At 50.9% G+C, this 25,892-nt stretch carries 21 protein-coding genes; 2 read left to right on the top strand and 19 right to left on the bottom strand.

The annotated features are described in order from the left end of the window. Position 1: 1 nt before the first annotated feature. The 15 genes from AC0YOA_RS07860 to AC0YOA_RS07790 all read right to left on the bottom strand — a co-directional run bounded on the left by AC0YOA_RS07860 (position 2) and on the right by AC0YOA_RS07790 (position 16,712). Complete coding sequence (locus tag AC0YOA_RS07860) at positions 2-904, bottom strand: carbohydrate ABC transporter permease (RefSeq protein WP_475786131.1); 903 nt, start codon at positions 902-904, stop codon at positions 2-4. Positions 905-942: 38 nt separating this feature from the next. Next, positions 943-1,872, bottom strand: a complete 930-nt coding sequence (locus AC0YOA_RS07855; protein ID WP_379114114.1) for an ABC transporter permease — start codon at positions 1,870-1,872, stop codon at positions 943-945. A 347-nt stretch (positions 1,873-2,219) separates the two neighbouring features. Continuing rightward, on the bottom strand, positions 2,220-3,065 hold the full coding sequence (locus AC0YOA_RS07850; protein WP_475786130.1) for a phosphogluconate dehydrogenase C-terminal domain-containing protein: 846 nt from the start codon (positions 3,063-3,065) through the stop codon (positions 2,220-2,222). Between the two features lie 74 nt (positions 3,066-3,139). Then, the gene (locus AC0YOA_RS07845) at positions 3,140-4,543 is read right to left on the bottom strand and encodes a four-carbon acid sugar kinase family protein (RefSeq protein WP_475786129.1); all 1,404 of its coding nucleotides are present in this window, start codon (positions 4,541-4,543) and stop codon (positions 3,140-3,142) included. A 2-nt stretch (positions 4,544-4,545) separates the two neighbouring features. Continuing rightward, complete coding sequence (locus tag AC0YOA_RS07840; protein WP_475786128.1) at positions 4,546-5,808, bottom strand: ribulose-bisphosphate carboxylase large subunit family protein; 1,263 nt, start codon at positions 5,806-5,808, stop codon at positions 4,546-4,548. Next, positions 5,805-6,467 carry an aspartate/glutamate racemase family protein gene (locus AC0YOA_RS07835; protein ID WP_475786127.1) on the bottom strand — a complete coding sequence of 221 codons (663 nt, stop codon included), beginning with the start codon at positions 6,465-6,467 and terminating at the stop codon, positions 5,805-5,807. Before AC0YOA_RS07835 ends, AC0YOA_RS07840 begins: the two co-directional genes overlap by 4 nt. A gap of 207 nt (positions 6,468-6,674) precedes the next feature. Then, positions 6,675-7,535 carry a phytanoyl-CoA dioxygenase family protein gene (locus AC0YOA_RS07830; protein WP_475786126.1) on the bottom strand — a complete coding sequence of 287 codons (861 nt, stop codon included), beginning with the start codon at positions 7,533-7,535 and terminating at the stop codon, positions 6,675-6,677. A gap of 41 nt (positions 7,536-7,576) precedes the next feature. Further along, on the bottom strand, positions 7,577-8,476 hold the full coding sequence (locus AC0YOA_RS07825) for a phytanoyl-CoA dioxygenase family protein (protein ID WP_475786125.1): 900 nt from the start codon (positions 8,474-8,476) through the stop codon (positions 7,577-7,579). A 33-nt stretch (positions 8,477-8,509) separates the two neighbouring features. After that, positions 8,510-9,367 carry a phytanoyl-CoA dioxygenase family protein gene (locus tag AC0YOA_RS07820; protein WP_475786124.1) on the bottom strand — a complete coding sequence of 286 codons (858 nt, stop codon included), beginning with the start codon at positions 9,365-9,367 and terminating at the stop codon, positions 8,510-8,512. 92 nt (positions 9,368-9,459) lie between these two features. After that, complete coding sequence (locus AC0YOA_RS07815; RefSeq protein ID WP_475786123.1) at positions 9,460-11,043, bottom strand: extracellular solute-binding protein; 1,584 nt, start codon at positions 11,041-11,043, stop codon at positions 9,460-9,462. Between the two features lie 64 nt (positions 11,044-11,107). Next, complete coding sequence (locus AC0YOA_RS07810; RefSeq protein WP_475786122.1) at positions 11,108-11,995, bottom strand: carbohydrate ABC transporter permease; 888 nt, start codon at positions 11,993-11,995, stop codon at positions 11,108-11,110. A gap of 45 nt (positions 11,996-12,040) precedes the next feature. Continuing rightward, a complete protein-coding gene (locus AC0YOA_RS07805) occupies positions 12,041-13,021 on the bottom strand; it encodes an ABC transporter permease (protein WP_475786121.1) in 981 nt (326 codons plus the stop codon). Between the two features lie 103 nt (positions 13,022-13,124). Continuing rightward, positions 13,125-13,895 carry a sugar phosphate isomerase/epimerase family protein gene (locus tag AC0YOA_RS07800; protein ID WP_475786120.1) on the bottom strand — a complete coding sequence of 257 codons (771 nt, stop codon included), beginning with the start codon at positions 13,893-13,895 and terminating at the stop codon, positions 13,125-13,127. Between the two features lie 31 nt (positions 13,896-13,926). Continuing rightward, entirely contained in the window at positions 13,927-15,651 is a 1,725-nt protein-coding gene (locus tag AC0YOA_RS07795) for a glycoside hydrolase family protein (protein ID WP_475786119.1), read from the bottom strand. Between the two features lie 32 nt (positions 15,652-15,683). Then, positions 15,684-16,712, bottom strand: a complete 1,029-nt coding sequence (locus tag AC0YOA_RS07790) for a Gfo/Idh/MocA family protein (protein WP_475786118.1) — start codon at positions 16,710-16,712, stop codon at positions 15,684-15,686. A 266-nt stretch (positions 16,713-16,978) separates the two neighbouring features. Between AC0YOA_RS07790 and AC0YOA_RS07785 the strand changes: the two genes are divergently transcribed. After that, positions 16,979-18,181, top strand: coding sequence for a benzoate/H(+) symporter BenE family transporter (locus AC0YOA_RS07785; RefSeq protein ID WP_475786117.1), 1,203 nt, complete (start codon positions 16,979-16,981; stop codon positions 18,179-18,181). A 169-nt stretch (positions 18,182-18,350) separates the two neighbouring features. Then, a complete protein-coding gene (locus AC0YOA_RS07780; protein ID WP_475786116.1) occupies positions 18,351-19,100 on the top strand; it encodes an AraC family transcriptional regulator in 750 nt (249 codons plus the stop codon). A 316-nt stretch (positions 19,101-19,416) separates the two neighbouring features. Here AC0YOA_RS07780 and fur read toward each other — a convergent pair whose 3' ends face one another. From fur to AC0YOA_RS07760, 4 genes are all read right to left on the bottom strand, one after another. Further along, on the bottom strand, positions 19,417-19,893 hold the full coding sequence (gene fur, locus AC0YOA_RS07775) for a ferric iron uptake transcriptional regulator (protein ID WP_475786115.1): 477 nt from the start codon (positions 19,891-19,893) through the stop codon (positions 19,417-19,419). 644 nt (positions 19,894-20,537) lie between these two features. Further along, a complete protein-coding gene (locus AC0YOA_RS07770) occupies positions 20,538-23,006 on the bottom strand; it encodes a GH116 family glycosyl hydrolase (protein WP_475786114.1) in 2,469 nt (822 codons plus the stop codon). Between the two features lie 37 nt (positions 23,007-23,043). After that, positions 23,044-24,111, bottom strand: a complete 1,068-nt coding sequence (locus AC0YOA_RS07765; RefSeq protein WP_475786113.1) for a response regulator — start codon at positions 24,109-24,111, stop codon at positions 23,044-23,046. Then, a complete protein-coding gene (locus AC0YOA_RS07760) occupies positions 24,104-25,891 on the bottom strand; it encodes a sensor histidine kinase (protein WP_475786112.1) in 1,788 nt (595 codons plus the stop codon). The genes AC0YOA_RS07765 and AC0YOA_RS07760 overlap by 8 nt, the downstream gene beginning before the upstream one ends. Position 25,892: the final 1 nt, after the last annotated feature.

Genomic DNA, 25,892 nt, shown 5'->3' with positions numbered 1-25,892 from the left:
TTCAACCCTTGATCGAACCAATCAGCATGCCCTTCACAAAATATTTCTGCACGAACGGATAGATGATAAGCACCGGCAGACTTGCGATTACGATCAACGAATACTTCATCAGGTCGGCAAGCATCTGCCGATCCAGGACATCACTCGCCTCCATGCCCATGGTTCCCGTATTCAGGATAAGAATATTGCGAAGAGCCAGCTGCAGCGGAATCAGTTCTTCCGACCGCAGGTAGATCAGGGCGTCAAAATAAGCGTTCCATTGGGAAATTGCGTACATAAGCACCAGGATTGCAAGAATCGGTTTGGCAAGCGGAAGAACGACCGACCACAGAAAACGAAGATCTCCGCAGCCGTCCATCTCGCTTGCTTCGACCAGTTCGTCCGGAATGGCGGATTGGAAAAAAGTACGGGCAATTATGACCTGCCATACGGCTATCGCCTTTGGAATAATCATCGCCCAGCGGGTATCGAGCATCCCCAATTCTTTCACGACCATATACTCCGGTATAAGTCCGCCGCTGAACATCATGGTAAAGATGATCAGGAACATGAAGAGGGTGCGGCCATAGAAGGTTCTCCGGGATAGCGGATAGGCAAGCACAACGGTTAAGAAAACGCTTACGAGAGTGCCGAAAAAAGTGTAGAAGGCGGAGTTGCCGTACCCAACCATCACCTGATGATTGTTAAACACCACCTTATACCCGATCAGGGAAAAATCGACGGGCCACAGCCATACCTTGCCCGAAGAGACGGCTTCCGGAGCGCTGAACGATGAGCTTACGATAAATGTAAGCGGATACAAAATTACTGCGAGGACCACGATGAGAAATATGTAAACCCCCGCCAGAAACAACCTGTCTCCGAAGGAATCCCTGATTCCCGTATTGGATTTGCCGACAAACATATGCTTTTCCCCTCTCCTTCCTTCCTCTCCTGTCCTCCCTACCAAAGTCCGCTGCCCGACACGCGTCTGGCCACTGTGTTAACTGCAATAAGCATAGTCAGATTGACGACCGAATTGAACAGGCCGACAGCCGTGGCGAAGCTGAAGTTGTTGTTTAATAAACCCAGCTTGTACACATAAGTAGCCATTACTTCGGAGTGGCTCAGATTAAGCGGATTTTGCAGCAGAAATACTTTCTCAAACCCGACTGCCATAAGTGATCCTACTGTGAGGATCAGGATGATCACCGCTGCAGGCAAAATACCGGGAAGATCGATGTTCCACATCTTCTGGATTCTCGATGCTCCATCCACTTTGGCCGCTTCATACAAAGACGGGTCGACGCCGGCCAGTGCAGCCAGATAGATAATGGCAGAATACCCGGTTGTCTGCCAGGCGTCCGACCATACGAATATTGACCGAAAGAATGTCGGAATCCCAAGGAAATTAATCGGCTCCAAGCCCAGCGCAGCCAGCATGTTGTTGACGATTCCAAGCCTTGGATTCAATGCCAGAATGATCATGGAAACGATTACAACCGTCGATATGAAATACGGCGCATAAGTCACCATCTGTACGGTTCGTTTAAACCAGCCGTTGCGGATCTCATTCAGAGCCAGAGCCAGGATGACCGGCAGCGGGAAGCATACCGCCAGCTGATACAGATTAAGAAGCAGCGTATTTTTGATCAGGGTCCATGCCGCCGGATTTTCAAAAAACATCCTGAAATGTTTAAAGCCGACATTCGGACTATTCAGGATTCCGCTCACCACGTTGTAATCTTTGAAAGCGATCACGACGCCGAACATCGGAATGTATTTGAATAGAATGAAATACAGGACTGGAGTGATTATAAGCAAGTAATACTGCCAGTGCCTCCGAAGGCTTCGTTTTGCTTTCTCCCATTCGGTGGTATGGATAACCGGTATATGGGCAACCTGTTTTACCGCTTGCGTTTTCAAAAAGATCCCTCCTTAGGTCCAATAATAGATCATTTCCTTCCCTTGCGAAAGAAACACTTCCGCCAGAGGGAACACTTGCTTCCGCCAGGAGGGAAAGCGCGCTGTTGCTGGTGAAAACGCTATAGAAAAACCGAAAAAGCCGGCAAAAGATACATTTGGCGGCAATGGAAACCATTGAGGATTTCCTTGTCCGTCGCCGCGATTGGCTTCAGAGCCGCGACAAATTCATGCTGCCGGAAGCTTTATCAAAGCTTCAGCGGATTCATCATTTCCTTCCTTATCGAATCACCTGTTCACATCTGACCTCAACATGCTTACGGGTGAAGCATTAAATTGATCTGCTTCCGGACTTCCTCAGGTTCGAACAGACGCTGCCACCCCTCTTGAAAAAGCCGCTTTTCACCATATTCCGCAGCGATCAGGCAAGCATCGGACATGGGATTACCCGCTATTCCGAAAGCGACAGCCAGCAGGATGTTAAGATGGCCGAGCATAAAATCTTTGGCAGCCTCCTCCGGAACTCCACTGCGTATGGCTTCATCCATGGCAGCGCGCAGCATTAATGCGGCTGCCGCACCGATGGTTTCTGCCATGGCGGGCTCCAGCATGGCCATTTGCTCCAGCGTAACGCGGTGCGACCGCATAACCGGAGCATACATCCGCTTCGCAAGCTCTTCGGCTCTCCCGTAATCTTCCTCCGAGCCCTGGACCAGCGTACAGACTACAGCCTGCTTCGCCGCAATGCCGCCAAAAAAATCACGCTTCGCTTCGGGTTCTGTCTCATCGTTGAAAATCGGAGGATGGCAGGGATGCGCGACAAAATAACCTATATCCCCGCGCTCGGGAAGCTGGCCGATATAGGCAGCCGCAGGATCCAGTAAAATCAGCATGGCACCGGAATTCATGAGCGGCACGATTTCTTGCGAGACCTTCTTTATCGCGACATCCGGTACGGCCAGAATGACCATATCCGCACCCTTGACGGCATCATTCTGCGGGACTGCCCTTAAACTTCGGGCTGCCAGCTGCTCCAGACCAATCAATCCTGTCTCCACAAATCTCATTTCGTATTCGCTGCTTCGGAGATTGTCCGTGATTCTGCAGCCCATCTTTCCTCCGGCTCCCACCAACACGACGGTCATTTTCCGATAAACTCCCATCTTACTCATCTCCCGTTCCAGGTTTGGCCGACTTTAATAAGCCTTTCTGGAAGTATTTTGCAAATCAGCTGTCCTTATGGTTGCCTGTTGCCCTGAAGCACCCTGCCGAAAAAATCTTCTTCTCCGACCTGTCCGCCTTTGAGCACCAGCTCCAGTCCGTCCAAAACTTCCTCATGCGAGAACATCCGGCACAGCGGGCATCCAGGCACCAGCACGTCGATACATTCCAGCGCGTAGCCGCCAAGCTCCCGCGTTACATAGCCTGAAGTATCGCCTCCCGCAATCAGTACGCGCGTCAGCTCGAAATCCGCAACCAGCATTCTTACCAGCCGGCCCATTTCCCTGCCCAGAACAAAGCTGCTGTCCTGAATCCCCTGTCCGTTCGTGAGGAGTGCCGTCTGAACCTCCTGGATATTGCCGTCTCCAGGTCCAATAGCGGAATAGAGAATCAGGCTCCGCCCGGCTCCGATGACCGCGCGCGCTTCGCTCAGCAGCTTTGCCCTCGCCTGATTAGCGGTCTCTCCGCCCTCTATCCATTCATGGATGGGAACGCGGATTCCTTCGAATCCGTTGTCCATCGCCCAACGGATTTGAGACTCTGTCACCGGTGAACAGCTGCCGGATACAGCCAGCAGCCGCTCCACGCTTCCCGGCTTCTCTCCAGCAGGCATGCCGGCAGCGGGACCAGGCAGACAGGCCGCCAATGCATATTCCACCCCTGACGAACCGATGACGAAGAGACCGTCCGTACGCCCGGCTTCTTCCCAGATCAGACGTCCCGCCGTTTCCAGCCGTTTATCGTCCAGTACGTCGAACAGCACCAGGTCCGGCTGTTCATTCCGAATCAATTCCTCCAGCCGGCTCCTGGCCTCATCCAGATCTCCATCCAAAGACACGATATCCATCAGCGCTGTCGGCATATCCGTTTGTTTTTGCAGATGCAGAAGCAGATCCGACTCCTCCATGGGCGTTGCCGGATGGCGGGACATCGTCGGATGGCGGTCCAGCCGGTAAATATCCATGCCTCCTGCCGCAAAATGGTGGCCAAAGATCGTGAATCGGCGCAAATACGGCACGCCCGCGATCAAGGGAATATATCGTCCGCCAAATACGCTGCGGCCCACTTCCGCCACACGGCCAATGCTTCCGATACCCGGCGAGGAATCAAAGGTTGAGCAGATTTTATAATGCACGACCGCTGCTCCGGCTGAGCGCAGTACCTCGAAGATAGGCCGCAGCTCCCGCTCCATCACTTCAGGCGGCAGTGAGCGGCCGATGCCCGCGATTCCAAAACAGTCCACCTCCGCGAAGCGCTCCTCCAATTCTTCAGGGGACGGCGTATCAAGAAACAGCACTGCGCGAAGACCTGCTCTGAAAAGCGCTTCCAATACATCGGTGGAGCCGGTGAAGTCATCGCCGTAGTAGCAGAGCGGCCTGGGCCGCCTGAATGCTTTCGCAGGCTTTATATTTTCATCCACGGCTATTCCTTCCCCCCGTACTTTTCAATTGCCCGTTTCAAGGCGGAGTGGCGTTCAGCATACTGTTCAAGCGGAATGCCCTGAACAGCCGCTTCCCAGCCGAGCTTCATACTCTCGAAGCCGGCCGCCGGACCGTCCGGATGCGCCAGTATGCCGCCGCCTGCCAGATGCATGACATCAAGAGTGCCGGCGGCTTCATAAGTTGCAGGGGCCGTTCCCGCCCACTGCATGGAGGAGATAACGGGCATCGTCTCATAACCGCCGAGCAGCGGGGCCATGCAGGCGCGGATCGAACGTGTCACCGACTCATTACTTTCATAAAATTTACTATTAAGACCGTTGACATGAAGATGATCAGCCCCGGCCAGTCTGCACAGCTTCTGCCAGGCCGTGAATTCGATGCCAAGCATCGGGCTGCGGGTCAGCATGCCCCATTGATTGCGGTGTCCGTGAATGGGCACCTCGCTGTACCGGTTAAGTTCGGCAAGCCCCGTCAGTCCGATGCTCAGAATACTGACCATGACAGCGGTGCCGCCGGCTGCAACCACCAGATCATGGTTGCGGCGCATTTCGTCGATATCGCCCGTAATATTGAAGGCATACATCAGTTTCCGCCCTGTAGCGTCCGCTGTTCTGTCAACCGCCGCCATAACCGCCTTGACCTTCTGCGTGATCGGCGCGAAGGGGGGGTTGGCATTCAATTCGTCATCCTTGATAAAGTCCAGGCCGGCACATGCCAGCTTTTCCACAAGTACGGACAATTCATCCGGCCTGAGGCCGATGCTCGGCTTGACGATCGTGCCCAGAATCGGACGGTCATAGGCACCCGTCAGCCTCCGCGTTCCCTCGATTCCGAATTTCGGCCCGGGATACCGGGCAGCAAAGGCTTCGGGCAGCTCAAGATCGATCAGCCTCAGCCCTGACAGCTCGCGCATTTCATACAGATTTCCGGCGACTGCGCTTAAGAGATTCGGTATCGATGGACCAAAATTATGCATCGGAAAGGATACTGCAATGCGGCCGCGCCGATATTTCCCGTCATGCTGCGCTGATACTCTGGCGCCGGGCAGTGACGGAGCGTCCACTTCCTCAAGAGGCTCGATAAATTCGACGACTGCCGCGTGTTTTTCTTTGAGTTCAGCGGTTTCGCCCGGAACCGCCGTAAACGTGCCTGTCGACTGTTCGCCAGCTATCGCGTCTGCAGCCTGTTCCAGCGAAAAGGGCGTTTCTGCCAGATAAACTGCGATTACGCGTTCACCGTTCATTGTATCCCCTCCAGTACCGCCTTGACCTGCTCAATACCGAATCGAGGGGACGAAAATACCGGTTTGCCGGTTGCTTCCCTAAGTGTCTTCTCCATGCGAGCCATCGAGCCTTGTGCCAGCACGATAACGTCCGCCTGGTCTGCAATGCGCCTCGCGTTTTCCTCTAAAATTCGGTCATGTCCCTCGTGCTTTCCTTCCACAAGCGCATCAAATGCTCCTTCCGCCAGTCCGCTGACCAGTGTGATTTGCCGGCCAAGGAGCTCTGCCTGCTTGCGGAGCAGCAGCATCGTTGGTTCCAGCGTCGACGGCAGTGTGGCCAGTACGGCGATCCGGTCATATTCGTCGGCAGCCTTCGCTGCCATCGCTTCGTCAATCTTAACGATCGGTATCCCAATCATCCGGCGTGCGGCATCCGCGACCTCGCCGACAGACGAGCAGGTATTCAGGATCACATCGGCTCCCATTTCTTCGCCATTGTGGTAATACTGCACCAGCCGGCGCGCGACCGAAGGCGGAATGCCCCCGGCGCGCACAACATCGCCGATCAGACTGTCATCGATAATATTAACGAGCCGGACACCAGGCAGCATTTCCTGGAACAGTGCCTTTAGCGGCTCGGCCAGCCCTTGCCCGGTATATATGGCAGCTACGGTTTTCATCAAAGGACCTCCCTGGATTCAATTTCAACCGGATCGCGAATTGAACAATTTCTGGAAATCGCGTTTTGGCAAATTCCTTATCCGGGTGCCTTCCGGCATCGGCATATCTTTTGGACAGACGGGAATCGGACCCGCTCCCGGATCCGATTCCTGTCATTCGCCTGCCGGGAAAAGCCCCGTTCTGTGGGATAAACTTAAATGAGCTTACTATTTCTCTTCATATTTTGAATCATATTCGATATCATCAAAGGCTTTGTCTTTCCATGAGAAGAAGTTTTCGAACAGCAGTTTGGACGATGGGCCCAGCTTCTCCTCTAATCCCAGGTTTTCATACCAGCCTTCAAATTGCTCAAGCCGTCTTCTGCCCACGCTGAAATCCGTCCGGGCCAGAATATAATGAAGCGCCCTCCGCCTGGAGGATGCATCCGCCCGTCCCCGGTGAAGGACCGCTTGGTGCATGAACATAACATCTCCCGCCTCTAGTGCGCAAACCTCCTCGCCTGCGACCTCTTCAACTGTTCCGTACCTGGCATTCTCTTCATCGGTCAAGGGTCTCCTGTGGGAGCCTCTGACCACCCGGAAACTTTCTTCCCGGTACAGCGCCGTATTGAATTGGAGCCAGCCCGGTGGAATACCGCCGTCCGTAGAGTAAACGTCCTGCCTCCCGTCCCGATGCCATCGCAAATCATACGTCACGCTGGCAGGCGACCATATCGCTTTGAGACCATAGAGGCCAATATCGGGACCAAGCAAGCTTTTTACGGAATTTATCAATCTCTCATTCTCCAAATAGTCGGTAAAGACAGGCTCATACAGTTCCGGATGCAGCAGAAAATCGGCTCCCCAGCATTCAGCTTTGCTCGCTTCATCGAGTTCATGCGAATGGTTGTTCGTTTTTCCGATAAAGCGTGCGCCGTACTTTTTCCGCCTGTCGGGGTCGCCTTGAACCTTCTCTACCATGCGCTCGTAGGCGTTTCGGTATTCCGGCAGCTTCTCCGGCGGGACTATGCCCTTCAGGACAAGAATTCCATCTTCTTTATACCTCTCAATCTCTTCCTCCGTTAACATGACCATCAGTCTCCCTTCAAGATCATCAACAGGCCTGCCGTTTAATAATCCTCTTTTTTAAATTCCGGATAAGGATACGAAGCGTCGTCGAAGGCTCTGCCTTCCCAGGCAAAGAAATTTTCGAACAGCGGTTTTGCCGTAGGGCCCAGCTTGCCCGCAAGCCCTAGCTCCTCGTACCAGCCTTTGAACTGTTCAAGCCGCCGCCTGCCTACGGCGAAATCCGTCCGGGCCAGAATATAATGAAACGCCCTCCGCTTGGATCCGCCATTCATCTCAGCCTGGGCCTTGCCGCGATGCAGCACCGCCTGATGCATGAACAGGACTTCCCCCGCTTCCAGTACGCAAACCTCTTCGCCCGCCACCTCTTCAACCGTGCCGTATTTGGCGTTCTCTTCATCGGTCAACGGCCTCCTGTGGGAGCCCTTGACGACCCGGAAGCTCTCTTCCCGGTAAAGCGCCGTATTAAATTGGAGCCAGCCCGGCGGTATGCCGCCGTCCGTGGAATAAACCTCCTGCTTCCCGTCCCGATGCCAGGCCAGATCGTAATTCACATTAACCGGCGACCACAGAGCTTTCAGTCCATATATGCCGATATCGGAACCAAGCAGGCTTTTCAACGAGCTTATCAGCTCTTCGTTCTCCAAATAGTCGGTAAAGGCAGGCTCATACAGATCGGGATGCAGGAGCCAATCGGCACCCCAATACTCCTGTTCGGTATTGCCTTGAGCGACCGTAGCCGCTGATTTCGTTTCTATCTTGTTCTTCGATTTGGCCCCGATTATCCGTGCGTTGTATTTCTCCTTTCCTGGGTAAGCGCGGACCTTTTCCACCATGCGCTCATAGGCATCACGGTATTCCTGCAGCTTTTCCGGTGCAATCAGGCCCTTCAGGACAAGGACGCCGTCTTCATAGTACCTCTGTTTTTGTTCTTCAGTAAGCATGGTTATCTCCTTTTTAGATCGTATTTTTTCAACCTAATCTTCATATTTGGTGCCATACTCCGCATCGTCAAAAGCTCTGCCTTCCCAGGAAAAAAAGCGGTCAAAAAGCGGTTTAGCCGTAGAATCCAGCTTCTCATCCAGCTTCAATTCCCCATACCAGCCTTTAAACTGTTCAAGCCGCCTCCGTCCTACCGGAAAATCTGCCCTGGCCAGGATATACTGGAACGCCCGCCGCCTGGTGGAAGCATCCGCCCTCCCCCGGTGAAATACGGCCTGGTGCATGAATAAAGCGTCTCCTGGCTCCAAAGCGCAGATTTCCTCATTGCTGACTTTTTCCACCGTTCCGCACTTGAGGTCTTCTTCTTCGGTCAACGGCCGCAAATGCGAGCCTCTCACGACGCGGAAGCTTTCCTCCGGATAAAGCGCGGTCATAAACTGAAGCCAGCCTGGCGGAATACCGTCTTTCGAATACACTTCCTTCTTTCCGTCACGATGCCAGGTAAGATCATAGGATGCATTCACAGGGGACCATATGGCTTTCAGTCCGTAGATGCCAATATCAGGGCCAAGCAGGTCTCTCAGCGATGATATCAGTCTCTTGTTTTGTAAGTAATCGGTAAATTCAGGCTCATAGAGAGCAGGATGCAGAAGAAAATCGGCCCCCCAGCACTCGATTTTACGATCATCCTCGGGCGCATGAGTTGGAATTCCCGTTTTATCACCGATTATGCGCGCTCCATACACCCTCTTCTTGTCAGGATGTGCCAGCACTTTCTCCCGCATCCGCTCGTAGGCTTCCCGATAGGCCTGTATTTTCTGCCGAGGGACTACACCCTTCAAGACGAGAATGCCTTCTTCTTTATATTTCTTGATTTCCTGCTCTGTTAACATGGCCCGCTCCCTTCAAAAATTATTGTTCCAGCAGCCCCCGAACCGTTCTTGTCGGGAAGGGGAACGGGGCATCCTACGCCCCTGGGCAAATCTTACTTTTGGTTCAAGGTATCCAAATATTCAGAAAACTGTGATTTTATGGCTTCGCTAATCTTTTCCAGGCCGGCCTTTTTAAGCTCCGCTCTAAATTCCGCCAGCCATGAATCGACATCTTTGACCAAACCAAGCTCCAGAAGAGGAGCATATTTAATTTTCACGTTGCTGACTGTCGCCATTTCATTGGTAATATCCGAGTCATCGAGTCTCAAATTCAAAAAGACGGGCTGGGCAGCTCTAGTTTTTCTTTCATCGGAAATCACTTTTACAATAGGCGGTTGAGTGACCGCAGTACGCTCATGCGCCCCTTTCAACCCCCAGGTGCCGCTGCTGCCGAAACGGTATTTCTCCTGATCCGGGCCTGGCTCCCATTGATCGACTCCTACGGGATTCCAGTGTTTACCCTTAATACCCAGACGGAACAGATTGTTATATTCCTCATCATATTTAAATTTATCCAGTGCCATAAAAGCTCTTTCCTGCTGCTTGGATTGCGCCGGGACCGCCATTCCGTCAGAGGTGTATTTTGCCAGCATCAATGTTTTGCCCGTCGTAATGTCGTAAATTTCCGGTTTCCATTCCGGATTCTTCTTTTCTACCGTTTGCTGTGTTACGGCAAGAGTTCCGATATTCCAGACCAGCGAAGCGGACGTGCCGTTTTCAAACGCATCCCGTGGCGAGGTCGAGTTGGAGACAGCGGTTTTGGACCAGAAGCCCTTATCCGCCCACTCTTTCATTTTTTTTACATAGTCTTCATAATACGTGGAATCGTATTTTAACTGCAGATCGTCAGCGCTGACATCATCGGGACCCGCGCCTTTGTAAACATGGAAGAACTCGGTATTTGCCGAAGAAACAAGTTCATTCATCGTATCCAGCAGCAGGCCTTTGATCTGATCGTTATTTTGCGAAGCTGCATACGCAAAAATGCCATCTTCATTCTCAGCCACAGCATTGTAATAGGCTTCCAGATCCTCGACCGTTTTGATTTCCGGAAGATTGTACTTCTCTCTCAGATCGCCGCGGATCAGCACCCCCTGGGCACTCGGGAACGGCGTTAAGCTAATAGGCACAAAATAAGCCTTACCGTCGATTTTTGCCTGGTCGAAGGATGCCGGGTCCTGTGCTTCCCAAGTCATCGGCATGTAGGTTTTCAGGATGTCTTCCGTCACTTCCGCAAAGGCACCTTTCGAAGCCTCCTGATCATACAAAGCCCAATCTCCGGTATAGATGAGATCAACCGGTTCCCCCGTAGCGAAAATCAACGGATACCGCTGCTGGTAATCGCTTAGAGAGATGATCTCCACTTCAATGGACGCGTTCAAATCCCGTTCGAGCAGCTTGTTAATTTCATCATCTACAAGCTGCATATCCGGATCTGCGTCACCGAGCATGACCATTTTTAATGTCACATGCTCAGAAAGATCGGCTTTCCCTTCACTGCCGGTGTTGTTTGCCTGGGAGCTGGTTGAAATTGCCGTGTTGGCTGGCGTCTCCGCATTGCCGCTGCATCCGGCCAATACGAGTGCAAGCATTAAAAATGCGGGAATGAGACTGGATTTCCCCTTGAAGCTTTTCATTGTTTTATCCCTCCTCTAATCTGATTGAGAAACGATATTTGAACCGGCGCAGCCTGATCCGGCTTTACCCCTTGACCGAACCGATGGTAAGACCTTTCACGAAATATTTCTGAACAAAAGGATAAAGAAAAATAATAGGGCCTGTGACGACAATCGTTAACGCCATTTTCATTGATTCGACCGGGAAAGACGGAATATAAATCCCTGATTCCTCCATGACCTTTCTCATTTCCTGGATATTGCCCAGAAGCCTGTATAGAAAGTATTGCAGCGGGAACAACTGTTTATCGGTAATGAACAGCATGGCATGGAACCAGTCGTTCCAATACATCAGAGCGGTGAACAGTCCAATGGTGGCAACAACCGGTTTGGACAAGGGGAAGATCAGGGAGATGAAAATTTTAAAATCCCCTGCTCCGTCAATTTTTGCCGATTCTGTAATCGCATACGGAATACTGCGAATAAAGCCTTTGGCGAGCAGGATGTTCCAGACAGAGATGCAGCTTGGGACGATGAGCGCCCATATGGTGTCTTTCATGTGCAAATACTGGGTGATCAGGATGTACCACGGAACCAGTCCTCCGTTGAACAGGGTGGTGAAAAACAGCAGGAACGAGAAGCGGTTGCGCCATGAGAAATCCGGCCGCTGCAGCACATATCCCGTCATGGTGCTGATGAACACGCCCAGGGCGGTGCCGACAACCGTAACGCAAATGGTGACCATATAGGAACGGACTATCGTTCCGGGACTCATGAAGATAAGCCGGTATCCTTCTACATTGAATTCTTTGGGGATCAAGCTGTATCCGTTTCTGAGGATATACTCCTCGCTCGTAAAAGAGGAGGAAATAATCATCACGAAAGGGATTAGACATATTATTGCGAAAAACGCAATAACGGGATAACTAAGGAACAGGAAAATCTTCTCGTCAATCGTTCGTTTGCTGATCACGCTGATATCTCCTTTCCCATGCAAACCGGCCGCCACCTTCTTGTTTTAAAACAACGCATAGTCTTTGTTCATTCTCTTCACGAGATAGTTGATTAACAATATGGTGAAAAAGCACATGATCGATTGATAAAAGCCGGCTGCGGCGGCCATGCCGATATCCGAGGAATTCAGCAGCGCCCTGAATACGAAAGTATCAATAATATCCGTTTGCTGGTACAGGTTCCCGTTGTTTCCAATGAGTTGAAAGAACAAACCGAAATCTCCTCTGAAGATTTGCCCGACCGACAGGAGGAACAGCAGCACAATCACCGGAAAGATGCTCGGCAAGGTGATATAGCTGATTCTTTGAAAGATGTTGGCACCATCGATTTTCGCGGCATCGTACATTTCACTGTCAATACTGATGATCGCCGCCAAATAGATTACCATGCCGTAACCCAATTCTTTCCATAATTTAAAGGCGAACAGAATATATTTCCACGCCCCTGTGTGGGAATACACGTTAAGGGGATCAAATCCGAGCGCGGTCAATGCATGGTTAAACAGACCATATTCGTAATTGAACAGATTATAGGCAATGGATCCGACAATAACCCAAGAGATGAAAAAGGGTAAAAACATCGCCGATTGTGCAATCTTTTTAAAAAATAACTTGCTGGCTTCGCTCAACATAATCGCAAGCAGGATCTGGATCATGGGAATGAAGATTATAAAAGCCAGATTGTAAAGCAAGGTGTTCCTGGTTACCATAAATGCGTCGCCCGAAGCGAAAAAGAATCGAAAGTTATCCAATCCGACCCAAGGGCTGCCAAGTATGCCCGACTGGTACTGAAAGCGCTTAAAGGCAAGAATCACTCCGAACATGGGCAGATAAGCAAAGATGAGTACGTGAAGAACGGCCGGCGCCAGCATCAAGAGAAGCACTTTGTTCTTAATCAGCTTCTGAAAGAAAGTCCCCCCTGCTGCCCTTGCTTTATTTTCCACTTTCAACTTTTCATAGATGAATTCATTATTTTGCAAACTCATTCCAGTTATCTCCCCCTTCAATATTGCATATCTAGGGTGATTGGTAACGCTTTCAATCGAAGTTTATACGACCACATCGATAAATTCCCTGACTATGTGCCGATTATTCCCCTAATACTTGCCTAAGCCACGAATAACTGTCCGACACACTTTGAAGCGGCGCATTCTGGCAGCGGTCCTGTTCGACGATCAGCCACTGCACACCCGCTGCGGAAGCAGCCTGAATAATGGCATGCAAATCCTGCTCTCCTTTTCCCAGCTCCACTGTATCCTTCCCGCCCGCCTCAACCGGGCCGTAATCCTTCAAATGAATGAGTGGAATCCGGCCCCCATATTGATGAAGATAAGCGATGGGATCCTGTCCCCCGACATGCACCCAGCAGGCATCCATTTCCGCGACTACATGCTCAGGAGATGTCGTCCCAAGCAACGCATCGAAGACGAAGCGGCCTTCTACCTCGAACTCGAACTCGAAGGCATGGTTATGGTACCCGAAAGTCAGACCGGCCTCCCGGACAAGCCGGCCGGCTTCCTCCAACTCGTTGAACAAGTTTTTCCATGGCGCGGCGCTGTGCCTCATTTCCATAGGAATGGACGGACAAATCATGTACTCACCGCCAATCGCTTTAACAAAGGCAACTTCCTCTGCCAGGCGGCTTCGAATCGACGGCAGACTGACATGACTGCCAATTGCCTTCAGTTTCAGTTCATCGAGCAAACTTTTTAATTCACCCGCCTCCAATTGACCGTAACCCGCAAATTCCACTCCTTCATACCCGATTTCCGCCACCTTCCGCAGCGTTCCCCGGAAATCCCGGTTCAGCTCTTCCCTCAACGTGTACATCTGCAGGCCGATTCCAATCTGATTATTCATGGACTTACATCCTTTCCTTCGTCCGCCATCGCTACCATACCCATTCGTTCTCCAGCCTGCGGTATTCGCCTTTCCGCATCGGCGCCTCGTCATACACCTTCCGGTTGCTGTATAAAGGTTTAATTCTGCCCTTTGGCGTAATGCCTACGACATCGTCCCCCCGCCAATCCGTCTCGAACGTCTGTCCGACTGCATTCTCTAACGTCTTACGGAAGCTGAGCGGAAATGTCACTGTGATTTTCTCCCCCGCGGCAGCTTCGCCGAGCACGAGGAAATGCTTGTTGACCCATCGGCTCTCCTCGCTGCCCTTTCCTTCCGCGACTGCTCCGTTGGATTCACGAACGAAGCGGATTTTGGTAAATCCCGCCCACTCCGGAATCCGGATCAACAGACGGGGAATATCCAAGCGGATATGAAGCACGACCTTGCCTTCATGGGGCAAATAGCTGCTGACATCCAGCCATTTGGACCCCCGGTTCAAGAGGAAGTTTATGCTGACTGTGCCGTTCATCTCGGTGACGGTGCTGCTCCAGCCCATGAACAAACCGCGCGTACCCGACCCGAGACAACAGAGCTGCAGGTCGCTTGTATGGCCTCTTCCCTCATTAACATCGCATATGAAATCGTTTGGAGCTGAATAACCCGCGAATGATCCGCGCGTGCGTTCGGCCACCTTATAGAACGTTTTTTTGGCGTGGACATCCATTGAGGTGTCTGTCGTCTCTTCCACCCAATCGAGATCGAGCAGCTGCGATTCCGCCAGATGATTCCGCAAAAAGCGTTCCACGGTTCCCCAGTATTCGACATATCCGCTCTTGGCAAGGGTTATGCCTGTAGCGATCAGATCTACCAGTGAGCAGGTTTCATGCTCGTAAGCCTGCTCATGAAGGTCGCCCGGCGTCCATCCGAAGTTCGTACATTTCGTCAGCGCCCAATCATAGCTTTTCTTTACCCAGCCGATCATGGCCGCATTGCCCGTAGAGGCACCGAATCGCGCGATAGCATCAAGCGTTCCGATACGGGTATGAAAATGTCCGCTGCGATAGGCAAGCGAATCGTTGAAGCTGCCATCCTGCTGGAAGACACCGCTTCTCTCCATGATCAGGGCGGTAAAAAATTGACATAATTCGAATGCATCCCGGCTGCCAGTCAGCTCGTAATATTTCAGCAGCGGCATAACCAGCCTGCCGCAGAACGCCGCCGGATCCGGTGCCAGCCGGAGCTTTATGGCATTGGCAGACGGCCAGCCTGTTTCTTTATATTCGGATGCCGGATAATACCAGACGTCGCGTTCTTTGACCGCAAGCCGTTTCAGTGCCGCAACATGGCGGTCCGCCGCCGCTTTCACTTTCGGATCGCCGCTTTCCATGTACCAGGTCGTAAGAGAAAGAATCACCGCACGCTGGTCGATCAAATTCGCATTCGGCTCACTATCCAGATGGGGATTCTCCTGCCGGTAGCTCATGCCGTCTTCCTTGAAGAAGGAAAGCAGATTAGCCCGATAGTGTTCTTCCACATCCGCTCCGTATGTCTCTCCGGACATATGTCTGGCAAGGATGAGTCCATCGATCATTCTGCCGTGAGAGGAACCGTAATCCCAAGTCCCATGGGTCATAAAAGCCGGCTTGTGCAGCAAATCAGCATTAAAGAACGGAATGTAGCCGTACTCCTTATCAGCCATTCCCACCATCGCGTTAATCGCATGGGCCGCCCTGTCTTCAAGCATTAGGGTATCGGGTATCAAAAAGTCAGTCATTCCGTTATCCCTCCGTATTCCGGTTTCATCGTTCATTTCCCCACTAATAATTCCTCTTCGTAAGGAACCGTCAATTCTTTGCCGGTCAGAGCCGCTTTTTCCGTTGTCTCAATAATTGCGATGAGCCGCCGCGCTTCCTCCGGTTTTACGATCAGCTCGGCGCCGTTCATCAGATGGTCGGCGATATTGTGATAATAATATTCCTGTCTGTTCTCCTGGCATTTCACCTTGGTTTCCACTTTAATCCCCTTCAGCTCGGTATAGAGCATAAGCTCCCCGTCTCTGATATTCTCATCGACAATAGCCCCCTTCGTCCCGAGGAAACGAAACTGAGGTTTGCCTGCGTGGGCGATGCTCGAAACTTGAATATGCGCCATCGTCCCGTTATCGAAGGAAATAATGCTGTCCATATGATCCTCATTACTGAACTCGTGCCATAGACGGTTTTGGATAAATCCTTTGACGGTTTTCACTCTTCCGGGTATAACGCCGAGCAGGTAATCGAGATAGTGAGCGCCCCAATCATAGAAGGCCCCGCCGGAGATGTCTTTGTCCGAACGCCACCAATCCTGCGGCTTTCTAAAGCCGCCGATAAACATTTCAACATGGAAGAGTTCCCCCAGTATGTCTTTCTCCAGCAGTTCCTTCAACGTTAAATACCAGCCGTCCCAACGCCGATTATGATATACGGACAGCATGAGGTTTCTGCTCTGCGCCAGTTTGACCAGCCGGTCCGCATCCACGGCATGGATGCACATCGGTTTCTCAAGGATGCAGTGCTTGCCGCTGCCCAGAATCTGCTCTGCCAGGGGGGCATGCGTATTGTGGGGAGTAATGACCGTAACCAGATCGATATCCTGCTGCTCCAGCAGTTCCTCCACCCGCGTGTATGTACGGATATGCGGAAAATCCAACTTCGCCTGTTCCATCCGGGCAGGGTCCAGGTCGCAGGCTGCTGTAAACTCGATGCCGAACCGCGTCATCTGTTCTGCATGCACCCTGCCCATATTGAAAGCGCCTCCATATCCAATTACAGCGCCCCTGAATTTCTTGGTCATCATGCTCCACACTCCTACATGCTTATTTGAGTATTGCAAAAATCCAGCTTTCGATAACAAGCCCAATCGATGTCCGGATCAATGATTGCGCTTCCGTTTCAGTACCTATTTAACCACGTCATTTATGGATAGTACATGAAGAATATGACTGCGCGATGCACTATATAGCTATAAGTGCAAATATGAGTATTACATTGAAATTGCGTATACGTTGTGTTAAAAAGTAAAATGTATGTAGATCGAATGGCCAATCTAAGGAGTGATCCGGCATGCAAATGCAAAGCGCCGATAACAGCAGCAAGCCGATATCCGCCGTCAGCAGCATTAAACCCGCACTTGTAAGCGGAACGATCTCTGCTTCTTTGGCATGCACCGGAGCGGCTGTGTTGATTCTGACTACTGCAAGCGGAGCCGGCTTCTCCAGGGGAGAACTGATTGCATGGTTCTTTGCCGCCTATGTGTTCGGCGGTTTGCTTAACCTGCTTCTATCCGTCTTTTACCGTCTTCCGTTCGGAGGCGTGCATTCCATTGCCGTGGTTACGTATATGAGCACAGTCATTAACAGGTTTACACTCAGCGAGTTGTCAGGTGGTTATTTAATGGCTGGCTTGATTATCTTCCTGCTCGGCTGGAGCGGATGGTTCGGCAAATTATTGAGCCACCTGCCCAAACCTCTTCTCGATGCCATGCTGGCCGGCTTGATACTGCATTTTGTCATCAACATGTTCTCGGCTGTGCGCGATGCTCCTCTCGTCAGTATGATGAGCATGATCGGATTCTTGCTGGCCTACCGGTTTCGCACTCATGTTCCTCCTCTGCTCGGTGCGATCGTATTCGGAGGCCTTGCCCTTGGATTTGGATCCCCTCTTCCAGTGCTCACGCTGCCGGATTTTATTGCGCCGTCATTGTTTCTTCCGTCTTTTACCTTGCAGGGCACAGTATCCATCTCGATTCCTGTCGCCATTCTGATTCTGAGCAATGATGTTGCTGTCGGTCTGGCCGCACTTCAGAAGCAAGGGTATCGGCCGCCTATGGACCGTACCCTCCTTATGACCGGCATTGCCACAACCGCAGCCAGTTTTTTTGGCGCCCACAGCGCTAACATCGGCGGGATGATGACGGTCATTTGCAGCAGCGACGAAGCCGGACCTCACGATAGACGTTATCTGGCAGGAGTAGTATCCGCGGTATGGGTGATCCTGTTTGGCCTGGCGGCTTGGCTTGTGGTGCCTTTTATCAAAATTCTCCCTGCCCCGTTCATAACTCTGATTACCGGATTTTCCCTGATCGGCATACTGACCGGCTGCCTCCGGTCGGCGTCGCGCGCTTCCGGTTATCGGTTCTCGGTGATCGTCTGCTTCCTGATCGCAGCTTTTCCATTCACTATACTGGATATTGCCTCGCCGGTATGGGCGCTTCTGATAGGAGTATTAACGGCAAAATTGCTGGGGGAGGGTGACGAAGAAACCTGAGTCATAATCAGCGATGGAGTAGCAACATGAAAGAACTGCTGCTATAATTTAGGAAAATGCTATTGATGAGAAACGGTGATGTTGGTTGGATAACAAGATCATAGGAGAAGTAAACGCCGTTGGCTATTCTGTCCATTTTAAGCCCTTTAACGCAGATGTGAGGTCGGGTTTGCAAAACTATCTGATTCGGCTGCAGGTGCAGGGTGAAAGCAAAATGCTTATCGATGGAAAGTTGGAGAAGGTTTATACGGGCGATCTGTTACTATACAAGCCCGGAGATCCTTATTTTATCAGCATTGGCAATCAGGAAGACATAAATGATCAGAATTGCATCTGCGCGGATTTTTTCCTGATTTGCACTGGAGCGGGGATTGACGAATGGTGGCGAAGCAGGTCATACGCTCAGCGAAACTGTGTGCCTATTGATGATGCCCTGTTGAACATTTGGAAACAGATCCTCTATGAGAAACGTCGGGTAAAAGAAGAAGATCCGGATGTGCTGGATTATCTGCTGCGCATATTTCTTCGATATATTGACAGAGTTTTATTGGATAATAAGGGAAATAACGAAAAAAAATTATTCGTCACTCACCGTATCAAACAATATATAGAACGTAATGCTACGAGATCCATCACCCTGCGGGATATAGCCGATTACACAAGTCTGAGCGTATCCAGAACGACTCACTTGTTCAAAGAAGCATTCGGAAAAACGATTATAGATTATGTTAATGAAGTAAGGATTCATATCGCTTGTGAACGGATTCGCTTCAGTTCCATGACATTGGAGCAGGCGGCCGAATCCGCTGGATTCAACAGTTACTCGTACTTCTACCGGATATTCCTCAAACGCATGGGTGTGTCGCCCAAGCAATATCAGGATAAAATGGATATGACACAAACAACACGAATCCGTTGACAAGCATCTGTATATCATGTTCCAGCCGACGCAGTCGATTATGCAAGCCCAGTTAGAAGCCGAATTTTGTTTCTGTTGACCGGTCGATTTCTGTCAGCTTAAACCAGGTGCGGTTCAACGAGTTGAAGGCTCTTCCTTGGATTCCCTTCTCCTCATCGAAACATCACTTCCTTCGTCTCGTCATTCCGGATACGATCATCGTATTGATGATTGCTCTTGAGTCACGCGAACAAAAATAGTTTGACGTCCACATTGATAAAGAAGCAAGAAAAAAGAAGCCCGATCGTCCTGCTTCAAGCTTCTTTAGCTTCAATCATTAGGATACCGCCTCGCATTCCCGCTTGCAGCCGTTTCTTTCGCAAGTCTTATACGTGCCCGTAAATTCCAGGCGATGGTCCTTCACCGAGAAGCCGTATTCACGTTCCAGACGCATCTCCATTTCCAAGAGCCAGTCTTCTTTGATTTCCTCCATTTCCCCGCAAACGGTACAAATCAAATGATGGTGCATATGCTCATGATCATCTCCACGGAGGTCGAAACGGGCCACCCCATCGCCAAAGTTCATCTTTTCAACGATATGCAACTCGGTCAGAAGCTCCAGCGTCCGATAAACCGTGGCCAGCCCAATTTCAGGGTGCTTGTTCTTTACACGCATAAATACTTCCTCAGCGCTAATGTGATCCTCTTCATTCTCCAATAAAACCCGTACGGTCGTTTCTCTCTGTATCGTCAATTTGTAGTTTCTGCTCGTCAATTGTTGATTGATCCTGTTCAACTGTTCCGGCACGTTCATAAACGGCTCTCCTCCTTTGCCACCCTTCCTTTATTTCCATTTACAACATTTTAATTGATAATAATTCTCATTGTCAATAAGAAAGAAATGCATGATTATTATGGTTCATTAAATTTATCCTTCGTTTCTGACAGCAAAATATTGTCCCTGGCTGCACCGATTGATGATTTCAGCAAAACAACCGCTGCTTCAGCGGATAATGGTCCGTCAAGCAGCGGTTGTTGGAGACGACTATATTATTGCTTCCCGGTATCCGCAGCCACTGCTTCGCCGAGTTATTTATGCAGCAAGGAACGACCTTCTGTGTAAAACCTGAACTTTTGCAGTTTTTTCATAATTGTTCGTTTCTGTAGGGCAATGATCCCGCGGCCTCATGGCTGGTAATCTGTTAAACCTATTTTAGAGCTGATCGCCTGCTAGTACATTGTTCGCCAAAGTCTGGCTGGAGAATGTCCTGTTCCGTGCCTTGTTGCCTTTCTCCCAAAATGAGCGGTACAAGCCTTGAGCTGCAAAAAGTTCTTCAATTATGAATTTCATGAGCATCATACCATATCGTTCGTCACATAAATGGCAAAGTGAAAACCACCCACAGTTATAACGTTGTAGAGTCGTTTCCGTCCGGCAGCAGCTGCGCTGCCCATATATTAAATTTCTTCTTTAAACTGGAAACGTTCGATATCGATATTACCCGATTTAACGTCTGCGAAGGGTTCTCCCTCGCGTATGCCGACTATGCCGTAACCGCTGGATGTGCAGAGGAAGCTGCTGAAGTCACCAGACGCCTTCTTGGTGAAGTACATTGTCCGGTCGCATGCGTCATAACGGATCCCGCTCCAGCCTTGGAGCAGACCGTAGGAAGCCATAGCGCGCGCGTACCAATGGCCGCATTCATACTCATTAAACGGATTGCGCGTCCGGCCGTCGAAACGGTCACGACAAATCCGTACGATATCCAGGCCTTCCTCTATGCAGCCGAGCGAGAGCAAATGGGAGGCCACCTGATATTCAATCCCCGTCCATACTTCATTGCTGTATACGAAGGGCAGCGTAAGCTTTCCGCCTCTCGGCCAAGTGCACAGGAGCAGTCCGCCCTCGCTGCCAAGCGCGAAACCGGGTCTTTGCGGATTCACATGCTCCGACAAGTCCCTTTTCAGATTGTATTTGTAGATGCTGAGCAGGTGACTGCGGACGTTATCCCGGTCCAATACGTCCTCAAGCCCGCACATTTCTCCCAACCAGGCTCCGATGACGCCATCTGACAGGCACCCCTGTCCGTACTGGTACTTCGGACCTTCTTCCTTCATCAGCTCGAGTGCTTCAGCCGAATAGTTTACATTCCAAGCCTGTTCCCCGCTTGTCGGAGATGGTGTTCTCAACCCCTGCCAAACGATCTTCTGCTCATAATATTCACCGTTGAACAGTTCCTTGTCCATATAGTCTCTGCCTTTGCGGTACAAGGACTTGTAGATTTCGGCCTGATCCCCGGCTGCTTCCGCCAAGAGCGAGGCTGACTTGAGCGCGCCTAGATAGATCGATGTGCACATGCCGTCAGGACCCCAAAATTCAATATCATAGGTGTTATGATGAGGCTCCGAGAGTACGCCCAGCCCTTCCGGATCCCAGGTTTCCATGCAGTAATGAAGGCTCTTTTTCACCTTGGGCCAAATTGCGAGCAGCCACTCCGTATCTCCGCTGACTCGCCATTCCCGGTATACCTTCATGATGCCGCCGAGCTGCCCGTCGCTTGCGGCATGGAAATCGTGATCTGCCGGAACGATCGGCAGCGGGATGCGGAAGTTCTGATGACCATGCTCATCCTGACCTTCCCCGAACTCGGTATTGCGATTTCCACGTTCGAGCTCCGGGAACAGATGCGGCAGAGCTTGCGCATAATTCCAGACATGGGTACAGGTTCCGTGACAGCTGCCCTTCGTATCCTCGCAGCCCTCCCATCCCCAAAACCTGCCATCGGTTTGCCGGAGCACGGTCGGCGACTTCAGGATGGACAGATTCGCCGCTGCCGCCTCCACCAGCTCGGCAGGCATCGACGTGCCGTAGAAGCTGTCGTTGAACCGGACGCTCTCTACACGTAATCGCATATAGCTGCGCAGCCAATAATCAGCAACCTCCTCTACATCCTTAAACCTTCCGGCATACCATGGTTTATGAAATGCCGGTTTGTCCGCAGCTTCGTTACCGCTCTGCTGCCGAGCTGCGGCGGGAACACCTACAGTCAAATTCGTTTCGGGTACGAACCAGGACAGCAGCAGGCGGATCGTCTGCCGCTCATTCGGTTGGAGCTCCATCGGTACGAAGATGCTCGCCCCCGGACTTGGCTTACCCGTGTCCACCGGAGGTTTGTTCTGGCAGCGTCCGGACTCGATATCCTTCCAGATCATCGTCAGCGGATCAAACCAGCCTCCCCTGAACCAGGCACAGTCCACGGCCGCACGGGGATGATCGACAACAGCGCTGAACGCCCCCTGCGCCCATGGCTTATGTTCAATGGGCGGCTGATCCAGGACGAAGCCGTTTCCCGATTCCGCACGGATCACGCGATGATTGCCGGCGCCCTCCTCCATGAAATGAGCCGCATGAAAAGAATAGACGAGCTCTACGCTCCGATCCGTATGGTTAGTGAATGTAAATTCCAGTCCGGCTGCCGGCAAGCTCGAATCATCGGCATTCAAGGGGATAAAAGGGCTCCAACCGGTTATCGTCACATCAACAGGCACTTTCGGATCGCGAAGCTCCACTGTTCCGAAGGGAAACTTCGAGTCAAATACGCTTTCTTTAAAGCGCGGCAGCCCATAATGCTTGCCAAAGAGCCCGTTTCCAGGACCGACAAACCGATCCGACCGGTGGCTGAACACTTTCCAATCCGGCACAGGCCCTTCCAGAACCCGTGCCACGCTGCCCTCGCTGTCCTTCACGCAAACAGCAGAAAACATCAGCGGCTCATGGGTAATGTCCGGTGCGTTGCGAAGGGAGAAATGAGACATGGCGCCCGTTCCTTCCAGACAAAACATGCCGGCTCCGATTCCTCCCAGCGGAAATGCAACATGCGAATTGCGGCTCCCTGAATACGTACCTTGAGCGGATTTCCGATTCACTATTTATCTCTCCATTCCGATACGGCGCGCGCCGTATTTACTTTCTCATCTCCGAGGGAGACACACCATAATATTTCTTGAATACTTTATCAAAATAGGAAGCATCCTCGTAGCCTACCCTCTTCGCGATGTGTTTGATTTGGATGTCATCCTTCATCACCCAGGATTTAGCGGATTGCATGCGCAGGCGAATGATTTGTTCCATGATGTTTTCCCTGAACTGGAGCTTATAGCTTTTGCTGAGATACTCCCTGCTCACGTAGAACCGCTGTGCCAACGACCCCAGGGAAATGTCATCCGCGTAATGTTGTTGTACATAATCAAAGATCTGTTGTAAGTCTACTTTTTTGCGGTCCCTTCTTATGACAAGAATGAAGTCCATCGCTTCTCTATAAATTCTTTTGATCGCTTCAAGTACATCCGATGCATTGAGCTTTGACGGCATATGCCCAAGAAGATCCTTCTCTTTAAGCACACCGTTCAGCTCCAGTCCTTCCATCGCCGTGAATTGTTCGAGAGTAATCAGAAACTCATGGTAGATCCGGAGCCACTGCGCCGATCCGCAATCGAACTGAGAATCCAGATGGCTGATGCATGCCGTCAATACGTCTTCTACAGACTTGATGGCTAACTCGTTCAAATGCGCGGCGGCATTTTTCTTGTAATCATTCAATATAACCAGTATCCCTGGGGGAAGGGTCACCAGTACCTCGGATAATTGGTGGCGATGCTGCTGCAATTCCTTGAGGCATAATTGCAAGGCCTGGGTCAATTGTCCGGGATCCACCGGCTTCAGCAGGTATTCAACCGCACCCGAGCGTAACGCTTGATGCATGTACTTATAGTCATCATACCCGCTCAGGACAATCACCTTCATATTCGGCTGATCCGAATCCAGGATCCGCAGCAGCTCGATTCCGTCAAGGAGAGGCATCTTCATATCCGTAATGACGATATCCGGATTCAATTCCTGAATCATGCGGAGGCCATCTTCCCCGTTATCCGCTTCGCCGATGATCTCCATATCCGGAATAGCCTGCGCCACGAATTTCTTAATGAGATCGCGAACCAACGATTCGTCTTCCACAATAAGCAGCTTAGCCATTTGAACCGCCTCCCTGTACGGACGTATTTGGGATCACAATGGTCACTTGAGTTCCGCCATGAAGCGTGCTTTCGATTTCCAATCCGTATTCTGATCCGAATTGGGTCTTGATGCGTGCCTGAATGTTGCTGAGAGCCATGCTTTCTTTAATTTCGATTATCTCTTCAATATTGCGCATTAAGCTTTGTTTGAGCTCAAGCTCCCTTTGCGGGGATAAACCGGTACCGTTATCGGTAATTTCAATGTACAGCTTTTCCCAGTCGCATCGCGTCCTGATTCCGATGATCCACCTTCCTCTTTTATGCTGGAATCCGTGCTCGAATGCGTTTTCAACAATGGGCTGCAGCGTGAGCGGCGGTATGAGGCAGTCGGCTGCAGAGGGATCAATTTCCCATTCTACCGTAATTTTATCCTTGATTCTGAATTTCTGTATGACCAGATAATTGCTGACATGATCGAATTCCTGCTGCAAGGTGACAAGGTCATTTCCCATTCCCATCGTATATCGCAGATTGCTGCTGATCGCCTGGATGATGTGATAAATTTCCGGGACATCCTTAATTACAGCCATCGCTCCGATCGATTGCAGGGTATTATGCAGAAAATGGGGATTAATCTGCGCCTGCAGCGCTTTCAATTGGGCTGTTCTTTTCTCAATGTAAATCTGATACCGCGATCGGATAATCTGGGCATATTTCTGCTCCAGCCAGCCGATTTCATCTTTGCGGTTATGTCCGACATAGATGTCGCTGTTCGTCTCCTCGGTCCACGTGATAGCCCTTACAAGCTTTAATATAGGAGAAACCGCTTTGTTCGCGATAAATTTGGAAGCGGTAACAGAAACGATAATCAGAATCGTCACGATCCCAATCCCGAACCTTAACGTATTGTTGCTGCTCGCGGATACGACGCTGGTTGGAATCATTTTCACGATCGTCATTTTACCATCCGCAAAAGACTGGTAAAAAATATAATGGGCGTCGTCTTTGAGAAAATGTTCCCCGGAATGCTGTTCGATCCGTTTCACCACAGAGGTCGTTAGTACTGCTTCAGAGCTGCCCTCAAAGGGGATGTTCACGACATTTCCCGACTCGTCCAGAACCAGGATTGTACTTTTATCATCGCTGCCCAGCGACTTGAAGATGGGATCGAACATGCTCCAGTTCACTTGAAGAGCGACTCCGCCCACCAGCTTGCGGTCAATAAACCGGTATAAGTTGCGGTACATGGTAAATTGGTCTGAGTCCGGGACAAAAACATATACCGGTTTTCTGCCTCCGGGCGAGTTCCAGGGGGCTGTCGTCCCTGGATTGGGAAGAACCCGTTCCTCGCCGTTTCGGACGGAATAACTTCGCTCATTCTCTTTCTTGAACACCGTGATCTCGCTTATTCTGTTCAGGTTCGCCAAATTTTGCGACGACAATATGGCGAACAGATTTTTCTGCAGAGTGAAATCAAGCGCCTCATCCTGGTTTTGCGCGTTCTCCATGAATTGCGTAGCACTCTGATCGTTCATCACGGAGAACAGAATCTGGTCCAGGATTTGAATCTGATCGTCGAGAAAAGTTCCGGACCATTCGATTTTGGATAAGTTCGACCCCATAATCTCAGCCTCCAGCTGATCTTGGGCATTATGGATGGCGACAACGGTTAACATGATGAGAGGAATGCAGGTCAGCAGCACCAGCACCAGAAACATCTTTTTTTTAATGCTGCCGGAGAAGGACTCCATGAATGATCGGCAGGTGATAAGCAGTTTTATACGCAGTCGATTCGGCATA

The sequence above is a fragment of the Paenibacillus sp. JT22N12 genome (assembly GCF_056269365.1).
Note: the sequence above shows the minus strand (reverse complement) of the source record. Positions and strands in the feature narration are given on the sequence as shown.

Bases quoted from the DNA above. Each gene is read 5' to 3' on its own strand.
- AC0YOA_RS07860 (WP_475786131.1), bottom strand. From the start codon at position 904: ATGTTTGTCGGCAAATCCAATACGGGAATCAGGGATTCCTTCGGAGAC.
- AC0YOA_RS07850 (WP_475786130.1), bottom strand. From the start codon at position 3,065: ATGGGAGTTTATCGGAAAATGACCGTCGTGTTGGTGGGAGCCGGAGGA.
- AC0YOA_RS07840 (WP_475786128.1), bottom strand. From the start codon at position 5,808: ATGAACGGTGAACGCGTAATCGCAGTTTATCTGGCAGAAACGCCCTTT.
- AC0YOA_RS07835 (WP_475786127.1), bottom strand. From the start codon at position 6,467: ATGAAAACCGTAGCTGCCATATATACCGGGCAAGGGCTGGCCGAGCCG.
- AC0YOA_RS07830 (WP_475786126.1), bottom strand. From the start codon at position 7,535: ATGTTAACGGAGGAAGAGATTGAGAGGTATAAAGAAGATGGAATTCTT.
- AC0YOA_RS07825 (WP_475786125.1), bottom strand. From the start codon at position 8,476: ATGCTTACTGAAGAACAAAAACAGAGGTACTATGAAGACGGCGTCCTT.
- AC0YOA_RS07820 (WP_475786124.1), bottom strand. From the start codon at position 9,367: ATGTTAACAGAGCAGGAAATCAAGAAATATAAAGAAGAAGGCATTCTC.
- AC0YOA_RS07815 (WP_475786123.1), bottom strand. From the start codon at position 11,043: ATGAAAAGCTTCAAGGGGAAATCCAGTCTCATTCCCGCATTTTTAATG.
- AC0YOA_RS07805 (WP_475786121.1), bottom strand. From the start codon at position 13,021: ATGAGTTTGCAAAATAATGAATTCATCTATGAAAAGTTGAAAGTGGAA.
- AC0YOA_RS07800 (WP_475786120.1), bottom strand. From the start codon at position 13,895: ATGAATAATCAGATTGGAATCGGCCTGCAGATGTACACGTTGAGGGAA.
- AC0YOA_RS07795 (WP_475786119.1), bottom strand. From the start codon at position 15,651: ATGACTGACTTTTTGATACCCGATACCCTAATGCTTGAAGACAGGGCG.
- AC0YOA_RS07790 (WP_475786118.1), bottom strand. From the start codon at position 16,712: ATGATGACCAAGAAATTCAGGGGCGCTGTAATTGGATATGGAGGCGCT.
- AC0YOA_RS07785 (WP_475786117.1), top strand. From the start codon at position 16,979: ATGCAAATGCAAAGCGCCGATAACAGCAGCAAGCCGATATCCGCCGTC.
- fur (WP_475786115.1), bottom strand. From the start codon at position 19,893: ATGAACGTGCCGGAACAGTTGAACAGGATCAATCAACAATTGACGAGC.
- AC0YOA_RS07765 (WP_475786113.1), bottom strand. From the start codon at position 24,111: ATGGCTAAGCTGCTTATTGTGGAAGACGAATCGTTGGTTCGCGATCTC.
- AC0YOA_RS07760 (WP_475786112.1), bottom strand. From the start codon at position 25,891: ATGCCGAATCGACTGCGTATAAAACTGCTTATCACCTGCCGATCATTC.